The sequence below is a fragment of the Caulobacter sp. P1_B12_2 genome (assembly GCF_056406675.1).
This window is the reverse complement of record NZ_JBFTZS010000537.1, coordinates 1-2816: the sequence shown is the minus strand read 5'-3', so window position 1 is coordinate 2816 and position 2816 is coordinate 1. Positions and strand designations below refer to the sequence as shown.

Sequence of the window (2816 nt, the reverse complement as noted above, 5' to 3'; positions counted from 1 at the left end):
ACGGCGCCCAGCAGCCCGCCGCCCAGGAGGGCGCGCGCGGCTCGGTCAGCGACAAGGAGGGCCAGTTCATCGACGTGATCGAGACCTCCAACACAGATGTCTGGGGTCCGCTGCTGGCCAAGCATAACGTCAACTATCGGCCGCCCGCGGCGGTGGTGCTCTACACCCAGGCCACGGGCACAGGCTGCGGCACGGGTCAGTCGGCGATGGGGCCCTTCTACTGTCCGGCGGACCAGAAGGTCTATCTGGACACCAGCTTCTGGAACGAGCTGGAAACCCGCTTCGGGGCCAAGGGCGAGTTCGCCCGCGCCTACGTGATCAGCCACGAGATCGGTCACCACATCCAGACCCTGACCGGAGCGTCGGACGAAGCGCGACGCCTGGGCGCGCGGGGCGCCGAGAGCGGCTCGGTGCGGCTGGAGCTGCAGGCCGATTGCTACGCCGGCGTCTGGGCCCGCCACGCGCCCGAGGCCTCGGGCGGCGGCATCCAGATCAACCGCGCCGACATCGAGGACGGCCTGGGCGCGGCCTCGGCGGTCGGCGACGACGCCATCCAGGAACAGTCCCAGGGCCGGGTCATGCCCGACAGCTTCACCCACGGCACCTCGGCCCAGCGCATGCGCTGGTTCGGCAAGGGCTACGATGCGGGTGATCCGGGGGCGTGCGACACTTTCGGCGCGCGGACGCTGTAGAAGACATCTTCCCGGAGCGGAGAAGGTTTCGGGTGGACGCTTGACCCGTACGTCAGTCGGCCTAGTGTCCCCCCGTTCACCGGGGGGCCGCTTCGCGCGGCTGAGATTGGGCGCCAGCCCTGACCCGTCGAACCTGATCCGGGTCATGCCGGCGAAGGGAGGGAACGCGGTCTCGGCCTAGAAGCCCAGCCCGTAAACCGACTTAGCGCGACACGTCCGGGTCTCCTTAACGCTTGAGGAGCGCCCGAAATGAACGTTCAACTGCCCATCAAAGACGCCATCGGCGCGATCCCCACGGGCGAACGCCCCGGTTCGCGCAAGGTCTACCAGGCCGGTAGCCTTTTCCCCGACATCCGGGTGCCGTTCCGCGAGGTCGCGGTCCACCCCAGCGCCAACGAGCCGCCGGTCACCATCTATGACCCGTCGGGCCCCTATACCGACCCCCATTCCAAGATCGATATCGAGCAGGGCCTGGAGCGCGTGCGCGAGCCCTGGATCATCGCGCGCGGCGACAGTGAACTGGTCACCAATCCCCGCGAGGTGAAGCCCGAGGACAACGGCTTCGCCCAGGGCAAGCACCTGGCCCCGCAGTTCATGGCCAAGCGGCCGATCTTCAAGGGCGCCCAGGGCAAGCTGGTCACCCAGCTGGAATATGCCCGCGCCGGCATCGTCACCGCCGAGATGGAATATGTCGCCATCCGCGAGAACCTGCGCCGCGAGCAGGACCGCCCGTGCATCCGCGACGGCGAGGACTTCGGCGCCTCGATCCCCGACTTCGTGACCCCCGAGTTCGTCCGCCAGGAAGTGGCGCGCGGCCGCGCCATCATCCCGGCCAACATCAACCACGGCGAGCTGGAGCCGATGGCGATCGGCCGCAACTTCCTGGTCAAGATCAACGCCAACATCGGCAATTCGGCCGTGCTCTCCACCGTCGCCGACGAGGTCGACAAGCTGGTCTGGGCCACGCGCTGGGGCGCCGACACGGTCATGGACCTTTCGACCGGCCGCAACATCCACAACATCCGTGACTGGATCATCCGCAACAGCCCGGTGCCGATCGGCACGGTGCCGATCTACCAGGCGCTGGAGAAGGTCAATGGCGTGGCCGAGGACCTGAACTGGGAGGTCTTCCGCGACACCCTGATCGAGCAGGCCGAGCAGGGGGTGGACTACTTCACCATCCACGCCGGCGTCAGACTTCCCTTTATCCCGCTGACTGCAAAGAGGGTCACCGGCATCGTCTCGCGCGGCGGCTCGATCATGGCCAAGTGGTGCCTGGCGCACCACAAGGAGAACTTCCTCTACGAGCGCTTCGAAGAGATCTGCGAGATCATGCGCGCCTACGACGTGTCGTTCTCGCTGGGCGACGGCCTGCGTCCGGGCTCGACCGCCGACGCCAATGACGAGGCCCAGTTCGCCGAGCTGCGCACCCTGGGCGAGCTGACCAAGGTGGCCTGGAAGCACGGCGTGCAGGTGATGATCGAAGGGCCGGGCCACGTGGCCATGCACAAGATCAAGGCCAACATGGATGAGCAGCTGAAGCACTGCCACGAGGCCCCCTTCTACACGCTCGGCCCGTTGACCACCGACATCGCCCCTGGCTACGACCACATCACCAGCGCGATCGGGGCGGCGATGATCGGCTGGTTCGGCACGGCCATGCTCTGCTACGTCACGCCGAAAGAACACCTGGGCTTGCCCGACCGCGACGACGTCAAGACCGGCGTCATCACCTACAAGCTGGCCGCCCACGCCGCCGACCTGGCCAAGGGTCACCCCGGCGCGGCCATGTGGGACGACGCCATCAGCCGGGCGCGGTTCGAGTTCCGCTGGGAGGACCAGTTCAACCTGGGCCTGGACCCCGAAACCGCCCGGGCCTTCCACGACGAGACCCTGCCCAAGGAGGCGCACAAGACCGCGCACTTCTGCTCGATGTGCGGCCCCAAGTTCTGCTCGATGAAGATCAGCCAGGAAGTCCGCGAATTCGCGGCCGGCATGGCGCCGAACTCCATCGAACAGGGCATGGCCGAGATGAGCGACAAGTTCCGCGAGCAGGGCTCGGAGATCTATCTGAAGACGGAGACCTAGAGGGTGATCAGCCTTCTCCTGGCGGCGGCCCTGCAG

At 67.1% G+C, this 2816-nt stretch carries 2 protein-coding genes and 1 riboswitch; both genes read left to right on the top strand.

Features of this window, described 5'->3' with window-relative positions:
* The coding region (gene ypfJ, locus AC1DZ6_RS22880; protein ID WP_477099410.1) for a KPN_02809 family neutral zinc metallopeptidase at positions 1 to 692 on the top strand (692 nt) is incomplete at its 5' end.
* Between the two features lie 70 nt (positions 693 to 762).
* Positions 763 to 869, top strand: a riboswitch (TPP riboswitch).
* A 72-nt stretch (positions 870 to 941) separates the two neighbouring features.
* Positions 942 to 2780: a phosphomethylpyrimidine synthase ThiC gene (gene thiC / locus AC1DZ6_RS22875; protein ID WP_477099409.1), complete on the top strand. Its 1839-nt coding sequence runs from the start codon at positions 942 to 944 to the stop codon at positions 2778 to 2780.
* Positions 2781 to 2816: the final 36 nt, after the last annotated feature.

Excerpts from the sequence above, each read along its gene's own strand:
- thiC (WP_477099409.1), top strand. The coding sequence starts at position 942 with ATGAACGTTCAACTGCCCATCAAAGACGCCATCGGCGCGATCCCCACG.